Below are 17,903 nucleotides of genomic sequence, written 5' to 3'. Positions count from 1 at the left end.
TCCAGGAACTAGTTCGCGAACACGTCCAGCAGCTGGCCGTTCCGGGACCAGAGCGCCACCGAGTCTCCCCCGTTGTTCAGCACGGACGCGGTTCCACCGTTGTAGTAGGCCTCGGCCGAGTTGGTGCCGGGTCCGGTGTAGACGCGCAGTTCCGCGCCCGGCGCGAGCCGGTAACCCTCGCCGACGCGCAGGATGTTGTTGGCGGCGTCGCGGAGCAGGAGTCCGCTGGCGTCCACGGTGTGGCCGGTGGTGTTGCGCAGCACCACGTGCTCGCCCGATTCGGGCTGGACGTCATTGCCTGCCGGATTGTTCACGGAGTCCACGATCTCGAGTCCGCGTGCGGCCGGGAACGGCTTGAGGCCCGCGACGTGGCGCATGGTCTGGATGGGGAAGTCCCCGGTGACGGCTTCGACGCCGAGGTCGATCACCGCGTCCACGGCCTCCGGCGAGTTCACGGTGTAGACGCCCATGACGAGTCCGGCGTCCTTTACGTCGGCGACGTTCTCCTCCGTCAGCGTGCGGTAGTTGGTGCCGACGGAGTCGGCGAATGTCGCCCAGGACTCGATGGTGGCGGGGCCGGGCACGGTGCTGGAGAGCTGCTGTAGCGCGACGTCCGGGGCCAGCTGCGCGAAGGTGCGGTTGGAACCCTCGTCGAAGCCGATGACCTGAATCTTGTCCGCTTCCACCAGGCTCGACCACGCCGGGTCGTTCGCGAGCCTGTCCGCGACCACGGCCTCGATGCCGGGCGAGTTACGGGGCGCCTTGATCTCGATGTAGACGCCGGTCTCCGGCGTGGCGACGCGCGCGGCGTCGTCGAGGTGGGGGATGCCCTGCCCGGCGAACTTCCCGCCGAAGTAGGATCCGGCGTCGAGCTGCTGGAGCTCGGCCCACGTGAACGAGGTGATGGGGTCCGCGGCGCGATCGGGGAACACGTCCTCGACGTTCGTGGTGCGCGCGGGCGTGTCGTCGTGGAAGACGAACGGCACGCCGTCGGCGCTGAGCTGGACGTCGATCTCGAAGAAGTCCGCCCCGGAGGCGCGGCCGTGCTTGAACGCCGCGACGGTGTTCTCCGGCGCGGTGCCGGCCGCCCCGCGGTGTCCGATGACCAGTGGCGTCTCGGCGGATTCGCTGCGCTCGGGGGCGGCGTCGGCGGGCTGGGCACTGGCGGCGGGCGCCAGGATCGAGAGGCCGACGGCGGCCGCGGCGGCGGATCCGGCGAGCAGGGTGGACAGGCGTTGTGACATGGTGTGGTCCTCTTCCGTGGATGGTTCGAACGGTTCCCCTGCATACGAGGGTGTCCGAACGCCACGACGGGATCGACAACGGGCGGTGAATGGCGGGTGAAGGATTACCTCGACGAAGCTCGACGAAGGTAGGTGTCCCGCCCCCGCGTTTCGACGAAGCTAGATGTCCATTTCGGGCCGAATCAGAGCATCTACCTTCGTCGAAACGCGGGAGGGAGGGGAGGGTTAGGCGGGTTCGGTGATGAGGCCCTCGGAGACCATCCATTCGAAGGCGACGTCGGCCGGCTCGGCGCCGTTGACGTCCACCTCGAGGTTCATCCTGCGCATCTCCTCGTCGTTGAGCAGCGGCGAGATCTGCCCGTAGACATCCTCCAGCTGGGGATATTCCTTCAGCGTCTCGGTGAAGAACACGGCGGCGACGTTATACGCCGGGAAGAACGTCTGGTCGTCCTCGAGGACCACCAGGCCCAGCGAGTCGATGCGGCCGTCGGTGGTGAACACCTCGACGAAGTTGCAGTCGCCATTGTCGGTCGCGGAGTAGACGGCACCGGTGTCGTAGATGCCGATGTTGCCGTCCGGGACGCCATCCGCGGCGCCCCGCTCCATCCCGTATGTTTCCACCATCGGGTTCATGCCGTCGGGGCGGGAATCGAACTCGGCCTCCACGCAGAACGTGCGGTCCTCCACCGGAAGGTCGGCGATCTCCGACAGCTTGGAGATGCCACCGAACTCCTCGACGGCCTCGCTGCGTACGGCGAATGCGTAGGTGTTGTTCAGCGGGGCGGCCGGTGCCCACGTGAGGCCGTTCTCCAGATCCATGTCGCGCACGGCCTGCCACTGCTCCTGCTGGTCCGGGATGCCCGCGTCCTGGCCCAGGTAGGTCAGCCACGCCGTTCCCTTGTACTCCCACAGCATGTCCGCCTGGCCCGAGGCGATGAGCTCGCGGGCCGGTTGGCTTCCGGGGACGTTGGTCAGGTCGTTGACCTCGAACCCGGCGGCGTCCGCCGCGAGTACCGCGATTTTGCCCAGGATCAGCTGCTCGGTGAAGTTCTTGCTGGTGATCGTGATCTCCGCGTCCTCGGGCAGGTTCGGGACCGGTTGGATGCTGCCCGGTTCCGCCTCCGGCACGTAGGAGGCCGCCGGCTGCAGGCCGCAGCCCGTGAGCGCGAGGCCGGCAGCGGCGAGCGCGACGGTGACGGCCCACCGGCGTCGTGCGTTGGGGTTCGTGGTCTTCATGGCGTCACAGTCCCTTCGGGCGCGCCACGTCCTCGAAGAGCCGGCCCGTCCAGTCGATCAACAGGGCCAGCAGGGCCACCAGGATGGAGCCGGCCACGAGCACCGCGGTGAGGTTCAGGGTTCCGCCCCGCACCCGATCGGCACTTTCACCTGAGACTGATGTCCCCCACCCCCGTTTCGACGAAGGTTGATGCTCTTATTCGGTCGAATACGAGCATCTGCCTTTGTCGAAACGCAGGGCGGGGGCATCTACCTTTGTCGAGGCGCTAGGCCTGGCGGACCGCGACCTTCACGCCGACGACGTCGGTGCTTCCGGAGCCGTTCACCAGCTCACCGCTGTAGGAGTACGTTCCCACGGACTTGTCCGTCACGGACGTGGAGATGGACCGCGGGGACTGCGGATCGAGCTGGTGCTCGCCGAGCAGGACACCATCCTCGTAGAGGCGGAACAGCGTCGCACCCGTGGCGCGTGCCGGCTCCATGGTCACCGTGTAGTCGCCATCGGCCGAAGGACCGCGCTCGTTGTCGTGGGACAGCTTCGCCTGGCCGCCGCCCTTGTTGCCGGAGTTGCCCGGGGACGTGCCCGGGTCCGAGGGCCGCACGTCCAGCTCGAAGGCCGCGATGGCCCCGTCGACGGTGACGCTCTTGGCACCATTGGCGCCAGCAAACTCGACGTTCCGCGCCGGGACCACACCGTTATCCAGATCCTCCTGGGTCAGCGCATGGGTGAGCACGTGCTCCACGCCGGCGTTGACGGCCAGCGCGTCGACGAGCGCATCGCCGTCGGCCGTCAGATCAGTCAACCGAACGTTCCCGTTGTTGGCGACCGGAACCGTGCTGCGCACCGAGTCTCCCGCTGAGGCGTAACCGTCGCCGTCGGCGTCGACGAGTTCACTGCTGGCTTCGCCGGCCGAGAGCTCCAGAGCTCGAACCAGGAGGTCCACCTCGTCGCCCGCGATTCGGTAGGTCTCACGGGGGGTGTAGTAGTCGTCGTGCGTGCCGACCGTCCACGTGGTTTGTGGGACGAAGAAACCGTCCGCGAGTTCGGCCTCGGTGACGTCGTGTCGCGGGGTGGAGCAGTTGTAGGACGCCCCGACGTTGAAGGTTCCGAAGCGGCAGTTGCCCGCCGGGGCGGGCTCTCCCACCGGAGCGGCGACGAACGGCGAGAAGTTGCCCTCGGTCGGAACCACCCACTGCGTGACGTTGCCCGTGTGCTTCACGAGGAAGTTGTAGGGGACCTTCTCCCCCGCGGCGTAGGGGTTCGCCGCGAGATCGCGGGACGTGTCCGTCCGGCTGCCCTGAACCGAGATGCCGACGACCTCCACACCTTCAACCGATGCACGCACCAGCGACTGGGCCTCCCGGCCGTCCGCTGCGGTGAAGACGGTCTGCAGCGTGGCGGTTCCGTTGGCCGTGGCCGGCACGTTGACAACGACGTCGACCACGGACGAGCCGCCTGGCGCTATCGCGGGAACGTCGACCGTTTCGGCGCTCCAGCCGCTGGGGCCGTCGATCGTCACTCGGCCGCCGACGGGTTCCGACTCCTGGTTGGTCACGGTGACGGGCACAGTGTGCTGCCCACCGGCGTCGGCCGTGAAATTGTCTGCGGATTGGGGGGCGCAGACCACGTTGAGCCATGCCTCGTCATATGCCGCGAACGGCATGTTGTCCGTGTAGTTGGCCTCGTAGAAGGTGCCGAACGTGCCGTTGCCCAGCGCCGTGGTGCTGGAGTAGGCGGAGAAGCCGTGGCGGATGGTCCGCAGACCGGGCCAAGTGGCGCCGTCGTCGCAGGAGACGCGCGCGGAGACGTTCTGCCGCCCGGTCTGGCTGTTCGCTCCGGTGTACAGGAGCTTCTTCGCATCGGCGGTTCCGGCCGCGGCGTCCGGGTGCAGTTGCGTGATGTGGGCGTTGTTGGTCGGATCCGGCAACTGTGTGTCGCGGGTGACGGGGCCGTAGCTGCGGCCTCCGTCGGTCGAGATGGCGACCTTGCGGAAGCCTCCGTTGGACGAATCGCGCGAGTTCATCATGACGCGGCCGTCGGAGAGCTCTACGACCTTGTTCTCGTCCATGGAGGTGCCCACGAATTCGCCGCGCTGCCACGTTGCGCCGTGGTCATCGGAGTAGACGGAGTAGGCCTGGATGCTGCGGGCGCCATCGGCCTGCTGCACGTCGCCGGCGTATTGCTGGATCAGACGTCCGGCGTGCTCGCCGTGCTTGAGCTGGATACCCTCGCCGGAGGTCGCGAACATGCTGCGGACGTCTCCCGGGCTGGGCGTCTTGGAGGCGCCGGGCTTGACCACGTCTGTGATCAGTCGGGGCTCGCTCCACGTGATGCCTCCGTCCATGGATTCCACGACGGCGGCGCTGATGACCTGACGGTCGGCGTCGTCGTTGCCGAACTGGCTGCCGTGGAAGCCCTGGTCCTTGGAGTAGACGAAGAAGTTGAAGATTTTCCCGGTCTCCCGGTCCACGACGTAGCTTGGGTCGCTGTAACCGTACTTCGGCGTGAGGACAGTGCCCGCATGGCCGGCGGCGATGGTGGTCATCGGGCCCCAGGTCTTGCCGTAGTCGGTGCTGCGGCGCTGGACGATGGTGTTCGGGTTGGGGGCATCGGCGGCGGAGCCGGGGCGTGCGTCCCATGAGGCGAGGACGACGCCGTCGCCGAGGCTGGTCAGCGCGGGTATGCGGTAGAAGAAGTTCTCCGCGGTGCGGTCCGCGGCGAGGTTCTGCTCGGCGAAAGTGGCGGGGGTGGCATTCGGGGAGTAGCCCGGTGTGGTGGTGTCTGCGAAGGCCGGCCCGGCGGCCAGGGCGGGGACCACGAGGCCGAAAACGGCGACGGCGCCGAGGACGGATGTGGAGCGGCGCCGCAGGGAGCGACGGCTGCTGGGTGGGCTGGCGGCGGAGGCGGGCCGGGGTGCGGGAGTGGCGGTCATGGGGATGCGATCGTCCTTTCCGGGGGAAGGGCCGAGCGACGGCCCATGACGTCCGATGTAGGACGTCCTATATAGGATTATGTGTTTGTCGTCACATTGTCAAGGGCCCAAGGGAACCTGCCACTGCATTTCGACGGCGGTAGATGTCCGCCGAACCCGTTTCGGCTGAGGTAGATGCTCGAATCCCACCGAATCAGAGCATCTACCTTCGTCGAAACGGGGTGGGAACGGGCGTAGGATCCTGCCATGGCGGTGCGGCGTCCACGACGCCGTTGCCGCCCACAGTTTCTCCCTACCCGATGTATCACTGACCACGCACGCCCCTCCTAGTCTCAGGAACCATGACCTGAGAGGACCGCCATGACCGAGCACGAGCCCGCCGCCGACAACCCGTTTCCGTACATCGACCCGCAGGTCGCCGCGGCGTGGAACCTCCGCGTGGTTCTCGCGCCGGACGGCGGGGCCACCGCCTACGTGGCCGACTCGCTGCTCCTGTCCGCGCGTGCCGAGGACGTGCCGGGACTGGTGGACCCGATCGGCAGGATCGCGGCGGAACTGGGGATCGAGGTCGAGTCCACGCCACTGGGGATCGAGTCCAGGGGAGGTCCGGAATCCGTCCGCCTGTCCCCGCCGACGCACCGCTTGGTGCTGCGGGGCGCATCGGAAGACATCGACGCCTGGCGCCTGCTGGCGCTCCTGCGCCGCGAGGGTGCGGACGGTTCGGTGGCGCTGGACCACGCCATGGTCGCCTCTCCGCACTACGCGGGCGTCCCCTACTATGCGGGGGTCCCGTACTACGCCGGGGTTCCCTACTACGCCGGAGTCCCGTACTACGCGGGAGTCGGCGGTCCCCCGGCCGCGAGCTACGGCTCACCCGGGATGGGCGGACGGACCCCGGTCGCCGTCGTCCTCCCGGATCCGGCCGGGGGCCGCAGGCGGCCCAAGCGCGCGCCCGTCGTCGTCGTGCCGGACACCGGTCTGGAGAAGCACCCGTGGTTCACCGACCCCGCCACGGCGACCGCCGAGGTGCACGTCGACGGACACCTCCTCGGGCGGCACGGGACCGTGCCCGGATCGGCGACGCCCGAGCCCACCCGCAACCCGCTCGACGGCACCCTGCTGCCGTTCGCCGGGCACGGGACGTTCATCGCCGGGATCGTCCGCCAACTCTGCCCCGAGGCCCGCATCTTCGGGATTCCGGTCATGACGGACGACGGCGTGGTGTCCGAATCGTGCCTCATCGCGACGCTGCAGGCGCTCCGGACCCGGCAGGTCGACGCGCTCGCCGCTGGCGAGACCGGGCAGCTGATCGACGTACTCAGCCTGTCGCTGGGCTACTACCACGAGTCCCCGGCAGACCATCTGGCGGATGCCCCGCTGCGCGCCCTGCTGGAGGACTTCGGGCGCCTCGGGGTGCTGGTGGTCGCGTCCGCCGGGAACAACGCCACCACGGCGCCGATGTATCCGGCCGGTTTCGCGGAGGGCCCAACCGTCCCCGACCTCCTGCCGATCGCCGGCGTCGGGGCGCGCAACCCGGACGGCACGGTCGCCTACTTCAGCAACGCCGGGCCGTGGGTGAGCTGCACCCGCGCCGGCGCCGCCGTCGTCTCGACGATGCCCACGCACCTCCACGGCGACCGGCAGATGATCGCCACCCTCGACTACGAGGGGAAACCACGCGCCACGCTGCACCCGGACGACTTCTCGGGGGGGTTCGGCGTCTGGAGCGGGACGTCGTTCGCCGCGCCGGTCCTCGCCGGCGAGCTCGCACGCGGGCTCGTCGATTCCGCCGACCCGGACCTGGCCCACCGCCTGGACCGGGCGTGGGACGCGCTCGCCGCGACGTTGGACTGGGTCCGGCCATGACCGCGTCCACCAGCCTCGTCGACGAGTCGGCGGCCCTGTTCGCGGAGTTCCAGGCCGGGCGCCGCGGCCGGATCGAACCGCTCGTCCGCCTCCTGAACCCCACCCTGTGGCACCTGGCCCGGGCCTGCCGGCTGGAGCAGGCGGACGCCGAGGACGTCGTCCAGACCGCGTGGCTGCGCCTGGTCGCCTCGGCGGCCGACATTCGCGAGCCGCGCTCGGTGCTCGCATGGCTGGGCACCACGGTCCGCCGGGAGGCGTGGCGGGTGGCGCGCGAGCGCCGGCGCGACCTCCCCTGGGAGGCCCCGAATCCGGACACCGACCTCGGCGACCCGTCGCCGGGTCCGGCCGAGGAGGCGCTGCGGCACGAGGCCCGGCGCGTCCTCGCGGACCATCTCGGCCGGCTGAGCCCACGCTGCCGCGCCATCCTGCGCGTGGTCAGCCGCGGCGGGCCGCCGGACTACGCGGCCCTGTCCGAGGCCCTCGGGATCCCGATCGGGTCCATTGGACCAACCCGTGGCCGCTGCCTCGCCGCGCTACGCGCCTCACTCACCGCCGACCCCGCTTGGAGCGCATCATGAACGGCACCGGAGACTCACCGCTGGAGAACCTGGACGGCCTCGACGCCGCCATCCTCGGCTCGGTCGCGGACCACTACGACGCCGTCGATCCGCCTCCGCCGAACCTGGACGACGACGTCGTGTTCGCGGTTTCGCTCGCCGCCCTCGACGCGGAGATCGCGACGCTCCTGGAGGCGAACGACGCCGCCCTGCGCAGCGCCGAGGCGAGCCCCACGGACACGGTCACCTTCACGAGTTCGGCCCTGCAGCTGATGGTCAGAACCAGCGACGACGAGCACGACGACGGCGGGGGGCTGCGGATCGACGGATGGATCACCGGGGGCGGGCTGGAGGTGGCGCTCTTCGCCGGGACGACGCCGCACTGGGCGACGTCGGACGCGCACGGCCGGCTGGTCTGGCGGGCGATCCCGCACGGGCCGGTCCGCTTCCTGCTGCATCCGGCCGCCCCGGGCGGCAAGCCCGTCCTGACGCCGGTGATCGAGTTCTGACGTGCCGGAACCGGACCCGCTCGCGGCCGCCGACGCCGCGTACCAACAGGCGCGCGCGGCCGTCGCCGGGTACCGGCTGAAGGAGGCGCGGGAGCGGCTGGACGAGGCGCGGGGCCACTTGGCGGCGGCGCCCGGCGCGGACGGGTTCGAGCTCGGGTTGCGGATCCGTCTCACCGAATCCTGGCTGACCTGCGACGACCGCGGGCTGCCCGCGGCCCTGGCGGACATCCGGGGCGTCCTGGGCGAGGCCGCCGCGGCGGGGCGAGTCAACATCCGGGCGCTGGCGCACATCCAGTCCGGCGTTCTTTGCGCCCGCGCCGGGAACTTCGGCGACGCGCTCGATCACCTGCGCCCCGCCGTCGTGCTCTCCCGGTCCCTGCCCGTCGACGACCGCGTCCGGCTGCTGCTCAACAAGGGAACCATCGGGTCCCAGGCGGGCCGGCTGGAGGAGGCGGCCGCGGACCTCGGCGCCGCGGCCGGCCTGGCGGGCGACCTGCCGGCCTACCGGTTCATGGCCCTGCACAACCTCGGCTTCGTCGAGTACCTGCGCGGCGACCTGCCCGCCGCCCTGCGCACCATGGCGGAGGCGGACGCGCTGGACGCCGACGTGGACCGCGCCGTCGCCCGGCACGACCGCGCCCGGGTGCTGATGGAGACCGGACTCGTCGAAGAGGCCGCCGGACTGGCGGGCCGCGCCGTCGTCGAACTGCGGGACGCCGGGCTGACGGACGAACTGGCCGAGGCGCTGCTGGACCAGGCGCGCTGCGCCGCGCTCGGCGGACGCGTGTCCGACGCCGTTCGGCTCGCCGGGGAGGTGGTCGACGTCGTGGCCGAACGCGGGGAGGACGCGCGCGCCCTCGAGGCGGCGGCGGTGCGGCTGGAGGCGCGGCTGCTGGGCGCCGGGGAATCCGGGGCGGAACTCTCCGTGGCGGCGGCGGCGCTGGTCCAGGGCGCCCGGGCGGCGGGCCGGCCGTGGCTGGCCGACCGCGCGACGGCGCTGCACGCCGTCGCCGAGACGCGGGTCGGGGCACCCGCGGACGCGGCGGACCCCGAGACCGCCGGATGCCTGCGCAGGATGCGGCGCTCCCCCTACTTGGCGACCCGCCTGCTGGCGATCCTGGCGCAACTCTCGCTGACGGCGGACCCCGGGAGGCGGGCACGGCTGCTGCGGGATGCGGCGTCGGACACGGCGACCGCCCGGGCCGGCATGGCGAGTCTGGACCTGCGCACCGCCGTCGCGCTCCATCTGGGTCCCATCGTGGGCGGCGATCTGCGCCGGGCCGCCGCCGGCGGCGACGGATGGGCGGCACTGCTGGCGACCGAGCGCTGGCGCGCGGCGCTGGCCGGCGTGCCGTCCGTGGTGACGCCGGCCGAGCCGGCGCAGGCGCGGCTGTGGTCCGACCTGCGCCGGCTGCACGAGGACCTGCGGACGGCCGGTTCCGGCGACGCCCGCGGGCTCCGGGCGGAGGCCGGACGGATCGAGGGCGAGCTGCGCGAGCACTACTGGGCCGGGCGCGGGCGGATGGTCCGCCGGCGCCGGGAGCCGCTGAGCCGCGCGCGGCTGGGGCGGGCCACCGTGCTGAGCTACTTCTGGGCCGACGACACCCTGCGCCTGGTGCACCTCGAACCCGCGCGGCCGGCCGGGTTGCTCCGCCTGGGGAACCGGGAGGACGTGGCCGAGCTCGTGGCGCGGGTCATCGCGGGCGCGTCGGCCGCGGCGCAGTCGCCGTCCGGGCCGCTGCGCGCCGCGGTGCTCTCCTCCCTCGACGAGTCGCTGGAGCGGCTGGACCGCATGCTCCTTCCGGAAACGCTGGGGGCGGGGCCGGTGGTGGTGGTGCCGAGCGGCGCGCTGGCCAGGCTGCCGTGGGGCATGCTCCCGCGACTGCGGAACCGCGACCTGACCCTCAGCCGGTCGGTGGACGCCTGGTGCTCGGGTGCCGTGCGGTTCGAGGCCGGCCCGCGGGTGGCGGTCGCCGCGGGGCCGGGGCTCGCCTTGGCCGGCCGCGAGTGTTCGGCGGTGGCCGGGCTCTGGGCCGGGGCGGAGGAGATCGCCGCGGAGCCGGCCGCGGTGACGGCGGCGCTTGCGACGTACGACGTCGTACACATCGCCGCGCACGGGACGCACCGGGAGGACAACCCGTTGTTCTCCTCGCTGCGGCTGCACGGGGGTTCATTGTTCGCGCACGAACTGGAGCAGGTCCCGATCCGGGCGTCCCTGGTGGTGCTGTCCGCGTGCGGCGCCGGACGGGGGCGGTTGCGTCCGGGCGACGAGGCGCTCGGGCTGACGTCCAGCCTGCTCGCGATGGGGGTGCGCGCCGTCGTGGCCCCGCTGACGGATGTCCCGGACGAGGCCGCGGCCCGGACGATGGCCGGGTTCCACCGGCGCCTCGCGGCCGGACAGGACGGGCCGGGGGCGCTGGCCGACGCGAGCGAGGGGCTGTTGGACCGAAGCTTCGCGTGGTTCGGGGCCAACTGGTCGGCCGCCCCGCCCGTCGCGTTTCGACCAAGGTAGATGTCCGTTTCGGGGCGGATTCGAGCATCTACCTCGGTCGAAACGGACGGTGTGGGCATCTGGCTTCGTCGAAATCCGTATGCCTCCCCGAAAATTCTCATGCCCCGTGTATCAGGACCGCCGGATCGGACTCTTGACATGTGCAAGGCGGAAACGGCCGACGGGGACCGGCCAGGGGAACGCCGCGGCAGGGGCCCGACATCAAATTTTGGGGGATGTCGGGCCATCGCCGTGCCTCGCCAGCCTTGAGGGTACGACGGCGGTGCGCACCGCCGTCGTACCCTCGCCTCGTCCGTTCGCGGGCCTCAACCGCCGGTGATGGCCACCAGTGCGAAGTAGAAGACCGACGGCACCAGCAGGACGCCCATGCCGGTGTAGAATGTCGCAGTCATCGCGCCATAGGGGACGAGCCGCTTGTCGGTGGCCGCCAATCCGCCGGCCACGCCCGAGGTGGTGCCCATGAGGCCCCCGAAGGCCATCGCGGACTTGTAGTTGTTCAGCCGGATCAACGGTGCGATGAAGGGCGTGCCGACCATGACGATGACGGACTTGACCAGCCCGGCAGCCACGCTCAGCGCGATCACCTCGCTGCTGGCACCGAGCGCGGTGCCGGTGACGGGGCCGACGATGTACGTGGCCGCGCCGCCTCCGATGGTCGCCATGCTGACGGGATCGGTGTACCCGAACGCCACCGCCACGCCCGCGCCGACGATGGCGGAGACGAAGACACCCAGCAGCACCGCCAGGATGCCCGTGACCCCGGCCTTCTTGATTTCGTTCAGGTCCACGCCGTAGGCAGTGGAGACGATGGCGAAGTCGCGCAACATCGCTCCGCCCATCACGCCCAGGCCGGCGAAGACGGCGATGTCCGCCAGACCCTTTTCTCCCCCGGTGTGAAGCCCGCCGAAGTACGCGAGGGCGAGCCCGACCATGATGGCGATGGCGGAGCCCTGCAGCCTGCCGCGGGTCAGCTTGGTGGACAGGAAGTTGGATGCAAGCACCAACGCCCCGACGATGACGAACGCCACAATGAGACCGTTGGCCTCCAGCACTCCTGAAATGAGATCGGTCATGCCACTTCCTCCTTAGTCTTTTCTTCCTCCAGCGAAGGCAGTGGTTCGGCTTGTCCGCCGATTCTGGCTAGGACCGGCACCAGCGCCAATCCTGCGGCCAGGGCCCCGATCCCCGCCAGCAGTGCCATGGGTCCGCCGCTCACGGCGGCGACCACGTTCTGCGTGGCGGCCATGGCCACCACGATCGGGATGTACATGGCGCTCCAGAAGAACACCCCGTGTTCGGCGGCGGAGGGCAGAAGGCCCGCCCTGCGCATCCGGTGGGTGACCAGGACCAGCAGAATCATCGCGAAGCCGACGCCGCCGACGTTCGACTCCACTCCGATCAACAGGCCGAGGAGCTCGCCTAAGAGCATCCCGGCCACATAACAAGCGCCCAGTACCGCTACTCCTGTGATAATCATGTTGTCCTCTCAGCCCCTGGTTCCCACGGGCGTCTGTTGGTTTTGAAAGAGCATTGCGTGCGTTCTCCGGAGCTCGGCCTTTTGGACCTTGCCCATGACGTTCCGGGGCAGCTCGGCGCTGAAGACGACCGCCCGCGGTTGCTTGAACCGTGCGAGGTGCGGGCGGACCACGTCGAGGATCTCCTCGGACGTCGCGGTGTGGTGTTCTTGGAGTACGACGACGGCGAGGGGCACCTCCCCGAGGTCCGCGTGTGGAGCCCCGACCACCGCCGACTCGCGCACCGCCGGATGTTCGTCGATGAGGTCCTCGATCTCCTTGGGGTAGATGTTGTAGCCCCCGGAAATAATGAGGTCCTTGTCCCGTCCGACGATCGCGAGGTAGCCGTCGTCGTCGATCATGCCGAGGTCACCTGTGATGAAGTAGCCGTCGTCGGTGAAGTCTTCCGCGGTTTTCTCCGGTTTGTTCCAGTACTCGCGGAAGACGTTGGGGCCGGAGACCTGGATCAGCCCCACCGTTCCGCGGGGCACCTCCGCGTTGGCGTCCCTGTCGACGATCCGCACGTCGATGTCCGGCAACGGCGGACCGACGGTCCCTGCCTTGCGCTCGCCGCCGTAGGGGTTGGAGCACATCATGCCGGTCTCGGTCATGCCGTAGCGCTCCAGGATGGCGTGGCCGGTCCTGGCTTTCCATTCGTGGTGCGTTTCGGCGGTCAGCGGAGCAGATCCGCTAACGAACAGGCGCATGCCCGCCGTGGTCTCCGCGGTGACCGCCGCATGCTTGAGCAGCCGGGTATAGAAGGTCGGCACGCCCATCAGCACGGTGGACGTGGGCATGAGGTCAACGATCGCCTGGGGGTCCAGCTTGGGCAGGAAGTGCATGGTGGCCCCGCTGGTCACCGACATGTTGATGGCCACGAACAATCCGTGGATGTGGAAAATCGGCAGCGCGTGGATGAGCACGTCGTCTTCGGTGTACCGCCAGGCCTCCGTCAGCGTGGAGCAGTTGCTGGCGAGGTTGCGGTGGGTCAGCACGGCGCCCTTGGAACGGCCGGTGGTTCCCGAAGTGTAGAGGATGGCAGCCGGGGCATCCAGGTCCACGGCCGGCGGCACGAACGGCTCGGGGGCTTGCTCGAAGAGGGTTCCGCTCTCCCGCGGACCCATCGACACGAACGCAACGTGGTCCGGACTGCTCTGCGCGAGCCCGGTTTCCTCCCCGGGGTTGCAAACGAAAACCTTGGGCCGGGCGTCGTCGATGAAGTACTGGAGTTCACTGCCCGTGTACGCCGTGTTCAGAGGCAGGTAGATCCCGCCGACCCTGAGGGTCGCTAGGTAGAGGGCGATCACCTCCGGCAGCTTCTCGACCTTGGCGGCGACCCGGTCCCCCGGTTTCACGCCGAGAGCGGACAGGATGCCAGCCAGCCGTTCCGTCAGGGCGTGCGCCTGCGCGTAGCTCAGGTTCCGTCCGTCCGGCTCGATGGTGAGGGGTTTCTCCCCTCGTCGCCCCGCCGCGTCGTCGAACATTTGAACAATGGTCTTCATGGTGCCTCCTCGGCCGTAGTGGATGAGTGTGTGGCCGCCGCGTAGGATCCGGCCGCGGCGAGCTGGTGCAACTCGTTGCCCTGGTAGATGTAGTTGGCCATGAGCCCCATGGACTGCTCCATGACGTGCCTCCCGGTGTTGGCCGGCCAATTAATACGGTGCAGGGTGGCCCCGTTGCGCAGGTGGAATCTGGCTACGCGGTCCAACGGCCTGCCCCGGCTGTCCGTGCTTTCCAGGAGGTAGCTGTGCGCGGCGGCGGTGATGGCCGCGCGGACTGAAGAGACGGCGTCGTCCGGGGCCCCGGGCTGCAGCGCCTTCTCGGCTGCGCGAATCAGCCCATCCGAATCCGAACCGTCTGCCGACCGCTCCTGAAGCCAGGCGCGGAAGCCCGGGACCGGGGAGAGCGTCACGAACGTGGTGATCCGTGGATTTTCGCGGCGCACGTGGGCGATCACCTGTTTGATGAGGTGATTGCCGAACGGGATTCCGCGGAGGCCGGGGAAGGTGTTGTTGATGGAGTAGAGCGTCGCCACGGTTCCGGTGGCCGTGTGGTTCACGCGGTCCAGGTCGTCCATGAACTCCGTCGAGTGTGGGATCTCCTCGGTCACGGCCACCTCGACGAAAATGAGCGGCCGGTCCCCCATCGAGGGGTGCAGGAACGCGAAGCACTTCCGGTCCGCCGGCTTCAGTCGCGACCGCAACTCGGACCAGCTTCCCAGCGGGTGTACGGACTCATAGTCGAGAATGTGCTCGACGAGTGCGCTGGAGGAGTCCCACGAAAGTTCCTGCAACTTCAGAAAGCCCGCGTTGAACCAGGAGCGGAACAGGTGCAGGAAATCCTGGTCGACCGGCTTGAACTCGGGATGCCGGTCCAAGACCTCCAGGAACCGGGACCGCATGGAGACCAACCGAAACGTTCCGTCGGGCGCCAGGTTGAGCCCGCGGAGTAGGGCTTGGCGCGGTGACTCGCTCACCGCGTGCAGCCGTTGGGCTGCTTCTTGGGACGGCTCGGTCTGCCAATGCGCGATGGCGTCGCCAACGGCTTCCGGGTCCGGCGTCAGATCGCGATGAAGGAACCGGAAGAAGGCGGCCCGGCCGTGTGCGTCGAGTTCCTCGAACTCGTCCAAGATGGCGGCCGCCATCGCGGGCTTGAAGTGGCCGTCACCGACGTCCAGCAGTGCTGCGCAGTTCGCTGTCAAGCGTGCTGACAGCGGGACGGGAGTGTCCATGGGGTGCTCCTGACGGGAAGGGATATATACATGGAATGCTGTGTTGTATATAACAGCGACAGTACAGCATGTATGTGATCCACGCCATAGTCGTGCGCTTGCGCTAAATTTGAGGCATACGAAGAGGAGGCGCCCATGTCAGAAGCCGTACGCGTTCGGCGCGGCCTGGAAGAGGCGATCGTGGAGGGCCGCTTCCGCCCTGGCGACAAGCTTGACCCGGAGGGCATTGCCGCGGAATACGGGTGTTCGCGGACGCCGGTCCGCGATGCGCTCCAGCACCTGAGTACATCCGGCCTGGTGGAGATCCGGCCCAAGCGCGGGACGTTCGTTTCGCGCTTGAGCATGCGCGAGCTCGCAGAGCGCTTCGAGGTCATGGCGGACCTGGAGGGCCTCTGCGCCGAGCTGGCGGCCCGGCGCATGCCGCCGGACGTGGCCGACGAAATGACGGGATGGCTCGTCGCCTGCGAGCAGTTCGTCGACTCCGGGGATCCGGACGGATACTACGACGCCAACAGCCGCTTTCACCGGACGATCTACGCCGGCTCGGGCAACGATTTCCTCAGGCGGGAGACGGAGAAGCTGCAGGGCGGCTTGGAGGTCTATCGCCGCCTGCAACTCCGCGTGGGCGACCGCATGTCGCGGAGCCTGCGCGAGCACCGCGCCATCGCCCAGGCCATCAGGGACGGCTCCGCCCAGGAAGCCCGTGCGCTAGCGAGGACGCACGTGGTCATCCAGGGCGACGAGTACACGGAGATGGTCCTGAACCTCGACGGCCTACTGCAGGAATAGCAGAAACCTTCCCCCGCCCCCTCCCCCACCGCCACCGTTTCGACGAAGATAGATGTCCGTTTTCGGCGGAATTCCAGCATCTACCTCCGTCGAAACGGGGGCGGGGAGCATCTACCTCCGTCGAAACGGGAGGGGGCGCCTACGCTCCCCCGACGTCGCGGCGGCGCAGCGCGACGACGGCGAGCGCCACGAACAGCGCGTTCAATCCGGCGAGCCCCCAGAAAACGGTCCAGTCGATGCCGTCGACCAAAAGCAAGCCGTCGAGCGCCCAGTTGTAGGGGGACAGCGCATGCATCCATTCGAGGTCCGCGCTTTGGTTTCCCACGGCGTTCAGCACGTACCCGCCCACGGCCACGACGGCGCCGGCCACCGTCCCGTGCGTCCGGTGGCCGCCGACCGCCCCGCCGAGCATCGCGGCCGTCCCGCCGAGCAGCACCAGAAGCAGGAACTGCGCCACGCCCTGCAGTAGCGGCCCGGCCTCCAGGCCCAGCTCGGACGGCCCGTTCAGGACCCACACCCCGGCGTAGACCACGAGCATCAGCAATGCCACGGTGGCCAGGAGCGCCAGCGCACGCCCCACCACCACTTGGGTGCGCGTCACCCCGTGCGCGAGCGTGAGCTCCAGCAGCCCCGCGTCCTCGTCCCCGCCGATCGCGGCCGCCCCCGTCGAAATCGCGACGGCCGACGTCAGCATGAACCCCAGCAGCCCGAAGAACGTGGCCTGCGCGTAGCCCGGCCCGGTGCCGATCTGGTCGTAGTTCAGCGCCCGGATGAGCTCCGGCGGCAGGGACGCCAGCAGCCCCTCCATCTCCGGGCCGGCCATCGACGGGTACAGCGGAAGGTAGAGGGCCAGCACGGCGAGGAGCACCGCGGCCCACACCAGGGTGGAGCGCCACGTGTCCGCGAGAGCCTTGGCGAACAGCGTCGGCACCGGCCGGCGGGCCGGGGCCGTCATCGCCGTTCCCCCTCGGCGCGGAGCCGCCCGTTGCCGGGGCCGGAGCCGTAAAGCTCCAGCACGGCCTCCTCCAGGTCCGGTTCCTCCAGGACCAGATCGCGCACGTCGAGTCCCGACAACGCGTGGAGCAGCGCACCGACGTCGCCCGCGTAGGCCGCGTCGAGAACGCTCGCCCCGTCGTCGAGCCGTACGACGCCGGAGCGGTCCAGTCCCGGGAGCCGGTCCAGGTGCGCGGCGAGCGCGTCCGGACCGGCAGCGGCGACGACGCGCAGCCGACGCCGGGCCCCCGCGCGCAGTTCCGCGACGGTCGCGGTGCGCACGATCAGCCCGTCCCGCAGGATCGCCACCGTGTCCGCGGCCTGCTGGATCTCGCCGATCATGTGCGAGGACAGGAACACGGTTTGGCCGCGGCCCTTGGCCTCCTCCACCATCGCGAGGAACTCGCGCTGCATGAGCGGGTCCAGTCCCGACGTCGGCTCGTCCAGGATGAGCAGTTCGGGATCGTGCATGAACGCCTGAACCAGGCCGAGCTTCTGCTTGTTGCCCTTGGAGAGCTTGCGGGACTGTCGGTCCAGCTCCAGGCCCAGCCGGGCGGCGAGTCCGTTGACGCGCCCGGGCCGGACGGGCCCGCTGATGGCGGCGAAGTGGGACATCATCCGGCGGCCGGTGATCCGGCGCTCGAGGGCCAGTTCGCCGGGAAGGTACCCGATCCGGCGTCGGACCTCGGGGCCCGCCCGGCGCGGATCCGTGCCAAGCACCCGGACCGTTCCCGCCGTGGGCCGAATGATGTCCAGCAGGCAGCGCATGGCGGTGGTTTTGCCGGCCCCATTGGGTCCGATCACCCCGAACACGCTGCCGCGCTCGATCTCGAAGTCGATCCCGCGCAGCGCCTCGCGGTTGCCGAAGCGCTTGGCCAGTCCCTCCACCGCGATGGCGTTCCCCATGCCGTCCCCCTCACGGGCGCCTGGCGCGGCGGCCCCTGTCGCCATTGTGCGCCGCGCGCGCCTACCGCGCCAGAGGCGGGACGATCAGGAATGACGCCGGAGAACACACCCCC

15 protein-coding genes are annotated in these 17,903 nt (G+C 69.8%); 5 read left to right on the top strand and 10 right to left on the bottom strand.

Annotated features, from left to right (window positions below):
• Window positions 1–8: 8 nt before the first annotated feature.
• The 4 genes from ACHAAJ_RS14450 to ACHAAJ_RS14435 all read right to left on the bottom strand — a co-directional run bounded on the left by ACHAAJ_RS14450 (window position 9) and on the right by ACHAAJ_RS14435 (window position 5,413).
• Window positions 9–1,244, bottom strand: a complete 1,236-nt coding sequence (locus ACHAAJ_RS14450; RefSeq protein ID WP_435728943.1) for a glycerophosphodiester phosphodiesterase family protein — start codon at window positions 1,242–1,244, stop codon at window positions 9–11.
• A 225-nt stretch (window positions 1,245–1,469) separates the two neighbouring features.
• Window positions 1,470–2,480 carry a glycine betaine ABC transporter substrate-binding protein gene (locus ACHAAJ_RS14445; protein WP_435728942.1) on the bottom strand — a complete coding sequence of 337 codons (1,011 nt, stop codon included), beginning with the start codon at window positions 2,478–2,480 and terminating at the stop codon, window positions 1,470–1,472.
• 4 nt (window positions 2,481–2,484) lie between these two features.
• Window positions 2,485–2,613 carry a hypothetical protein gene (locus ACHAAJ_RS14440; RefSeq protein WP_435728941.1) on the bottom strand — a complete coding sequence of 43 codons (129 nt, stop codon included), beginning with the start codon at window positions 2,611–2,613 and terminating at the stop codon, window positions 2,485–2,487.
• A gap of 133 nt (window positions 2,614–2,746) precedes the next feature.
• Window positions 2,747–5,413 (bottom strand): exo-alpha-sialidase, encoded by a 2,667-nt coding sequence (locus tag ACHAAJ_RS14435; protein WP_435728940.1) that lies wholly within the window; start codon window positions 5,411–5,413, stop codon window positions 2,747–2,749.
• Between the two features lie 360 nt (window positions 5,414–5,773).
• Between ACHAAJ_RS14435 and ACHAAJ_RS14430 the strand changes: the two genes are divergently transcribed.
• The 4 genes from ACHAAJ_RS14430 to ACHAAJ_RS14415 are packed head-to-tail and all read left to right on the top strand — an operon-like array spanning window position 5,774 to window position 10,857.
• Window positions 5,774–7,279 carry a S8 family serine peptidase gene (locus tag ACHAAJ_RS14430; protein ID WP_435728939.1) on the top strand — a complete coding sequence of 502 codons (1,506 nt, stop codon included), beginning with the start codon at window positions 5,774–5,776 and terminating at the stop codon, window positions 7,277–7,279.
• Window positions 7,276–7,857, top strand: a complete 582-nt coding sequence (locus ACHAAJ_RS14425; protein WP_435728938.1) for an RNA polymerase sigma factor — start codon at window positions 7,276–7,278, stop codon at window positions 7,855–7,857. Before ACHAAJ_RS14430 ends, ACHAAJ_RS14425 begins: the two co-directional genes overlap by 4 nt.
• Window positions 7,854–8,345: a hypothetical protein gene (locus ACHAAJ_RS14420; protein WP_435728937.1), complete on the top strand. Its 492-nt coding sequence runs from the start codon at window positions 7,854–7,856 to the stop codon at window positions 8,343–8,345. The genes ACHAAJ_RS14425 and ACHAAJ_RS14420 overlap by 4 nt, the downstream gene beginning before the upstream one ends.
• Window position 8,346: 1 nt before the next feature.
• On the top strand, window positions 8,347–10,857 hold the full coding sequence (locus tag ACHAAJ_RS14415; RefSeq protein WP_435728936.1) for a CHAT domain-containing protein: 2,511 nt from the start codon (window positions 8,347–8,349) through the stop codon (window positions 10,855–10,857).
• 305 nt (window positions 10,858–11,162) lie between these two features.
• Here ACHAAJ_RS14415 and madM read toward each other — a convergent pair whose 3' ends face one another.
• Genes madM through ACHAAJ_RS14395 form a run of 4 tightly spaced genes read right to left on the bottom strand, consistent with a single transcriptional unit; the run spans window position 11,163 to window position 15,102 of the window.
• Window positions 11,163–11,930: a malonate transporter subunit MadM gene (madM, locus tag ACHAAJ_RS14410; RefSeq protein ID WP_435728935.1), complete on the bottom strand. Its 768-nt coding sequence runs from the start codon at window positions 11,928–11,930 to the stop codon at window positions 11,163–11,165.
• On the bottom strand, window positions 11,927–12,334 hold the full coding sequence (madL, locus tag ACHAAJ_RS14405) for a malonate transporter subunit MadL (RefSeq protein ID WP_435728934.1): 408 nt from the start codon (window positions 12,332–12,334) through the stop codon (window positions 11,927–11,929). Before madL ends, madM begins: the two co-directional genes overlap by 4 nt.
• Before the next feature lie 9 nt (window positions 12,335–12,343).
• A complete protein-coding gene (locus ACHAAJ_RS14400) occupies window positions 12,344–13,873 on the bottom strand; it encodes an AMP-binding protein (RefSeq protein WP_435728933.1) in 1,530 nt (509 codons plus the stop codon).
• On the bottom strand, window positions 13,870–15,102 hold the full coding sequence (locus ACHAAJ_RS14395; RefSeq protein WP_435728932.1) for a malonyl-CoA decarboxylase domain-containing protein: 1,233 nt from the start codon (window positions 15,100–15,102) through the stop codon (window positions 13,870–13,872). The genes ACHAAJ_RS14400 and ACHAAJ_RS14395 overlap by 4 nt, the downstream gene beginning before the upstream one ends.
• A 135-nt stretch (window positions 15,103–15,237) precedes the next feature.
• Between ACHAAJ_RS14395 and ACHAAJ_RS14390 the strand changes: the two genes are divergently transcribed.
• Window positions 15,238–15,891, top strand: coding sequence for a GntR family transcriptional regulator (locus ACHAAJ_RS14390; protein ID WP_435728931.1), 654 nt, complete (start codon window positions 15,238–15,240; stop codon window positions 15,889–15,891).
• A gap of 139 nt (window positions 15,892–16,030) precedes the next feature.
• Here ACHAAJ_RS14390 and ACHAAJ_RS14385 read toward each other — a convergent pair whose 3' ends face one another.
• Both ACHAAJ_RS14385 and ACHAAJ_RS14380 read right to left on the bottom strand, forming a co-directional pair.
• Window positions 16,031–16,846, bottom strand: a complete 816-nt coding sequence (locus ACHAAJ_RS14385; protein ID WP_435728930.1) for an ABC transporter permease subunit — start codon at window positions 16,844–16,846, stop codon at window positions 16,031–16,033.
• The gene (locus ACHAAJ_RS14380) at window positions 16,843–17,790 is read right to left on the bottom strand and encodes an ABC transporter ATP-binding protein (RefSeq protein WP_435728929.1); all 948 of its coding nucleotides are present in this window, start codon (window positions 17,788–17,790) and stop codon (window positions 16,843–16,845) included. Before ACHAAJ_RS14380 ends, ACHAAJ_RS14385 begins: the two co-directional genes overlap by 4 nt.
• Window positions 17,791–17,903 lie beyond the last annotated feature (113 nt).

Origin of the sequence: Arthrobacter arnarulunnguaqae, assembly GCF_051262515.1 — a bacterium.
Lineage (GTDB): Bacteria > Actinomycetota > Actinomycetes > Actinomycetales > Micrococcaceae > Arthrobacter_N.
This window is presented reverse-complemented; position numbering and strand designations above follow the sequence as displayed.

Excerpts from the sequence above, each read along its gene's own strand:
- ACHAAJ_RS14450 (WP_435728943.1), bottom strand. The coding sequence starts at position 1,244 with ATGTCACAACGCCTGTCCACCCTGCTCGCCGGATCCGCCGCCGCGGCC.
- ACHAAJ_RS14445 (WP_435728942.1), bottom strand. The coding sequence starts at position 2,480 with ATGAAGACCACGAACCCCAACGCACGACGCCGGTGGGCCGTCACCGTC.
- ACHAAJ_RS14435 (WP_435728940.1), bottom strand. The coding sequence starts at position 5,413 with ATGACCGCCACTCCCGCACCCCGGCCCGCCTCCGCCGCCAGCCCACCC.
- ACHAAJ_RS14430 (WP_435728939.1), top strand. The coding sequence starts at position 5,774 with ATGACCGAGCACGAGCCCGCCGCCGACAACCCGTTTCCGTACATCGAC.
- ACHAAJ_RS14425 (WP_435728938.1), top strand. The coding sequence starts at position 7,276 with ATGACCGCGTCCACCAGCCTCGTCGACGAGTCGGCGGCCCTGTTCGCG.
- ACHAAJ_RS14420 (WP_435728937.1), top strand. The coding sequence starts at position 7,854 with ATGAACGGCACCGGAGACTCACCGCTGGAGAACCTGGACGGCCTCGAC.
- madM (WP_435728935.1), bottom strand. The coding sequence starts at position 11,930 with ATGACCGATCTCATTTCAGGAGTGCTGGAGGCCAACGGTCTCATTGTG.
- madL (WP_435728934.1), bottom strand. The coding sequence starts at position 12,334 with ATGATTATCACAGGAGTAGCGGTACTGGGCGCTTGTTATGTGGCCGGG.
- ACHAAJ_RS14400 (WP_435728933.1), bottom strand. The coding sequence starts at position 13,873 with ATGAAGACCATTGTTCAAATGTTCGACGACGCGGCGGGGCGACGAGGG.
- ACHAAJ_RS14395 (WP_435728932.1), bottom strand. The coding sequence starts at position 15,102 with ATGGACACTCCCGTCCCGCTGTCAGCACGCTTGACAGCGAACTGCGCA.
- ACHAAJ_RS14390 (WP_435728931.1), top strand. The coding sequence starts at position 15,238 with ATGTCAGAAGCCGTACGCGTTCGGCGCGGCCTGGAAGAGGCGATCGTG.
- ACHAAJ_RS14385 (WP_435728930.1), bottom strand. The coding sequence starts at position 16,846 with ATGACGGCCCCGGCCCGCCGGCCGGTGCCGACGCTGTTCGCCAAGGCT.
- ACHAAJ_RS14380 (WP_435728929.1), bottom strand. The coding sequence starts at position 17,790 with ATGGGGAACGCCATCGCGGTGGAGGGACTGGCCAAGCGCTTCGGCAAC.